The following is a 255-nucleotide window of genomic DNA, read 5'->3' on the forward strand; positions in this document are numbered from 1 at the left end:
GCTCGATTTTCGGTTTGACGAAGTCGTAATCGCGCCGCGTGGTACGGCTGGTGCGGGTAGCCAGGCGCAAACCAAAACGTTTGACCACCGGTCTGTCGGCGACCAGTCCGGAATCTTGTTGATAGGCCACGGGCGCGAGTTTCGGGAACACCGTCTGGTCATCGCCGAAGGTCAGTTTGTGACCACTGGCGGTGTGCTGGAAGTGGTAGTGAATACCTTCTTCCTCGCACAGGCGCTGGATGAAATCGAGATCCG

General features: G+C 58.0%; 1 protein-coding gene. It reads right to left on the minus strand.

Annotated features, from left to right (window positions below; translation table 11 throughout):
* On the minus strand, window positions 1–255 hold a 255-nt coding region (locus K5E40_RS34705; protein WP_260456264.1), incomplete at both ends, for a contractile injection system protein, VgrG/Pvc8 family.

This window comes from Pseudomonas baetica, assembly GCF_019733355.1.
GTDB classification, from domain to species: Bacteria; Pseudomonadota; Gammaproteobacteria; order Pseudomonadales; family Pseudomonadaceae; genus Aquipseudomonas; species Aquipseudomonas baetica_A.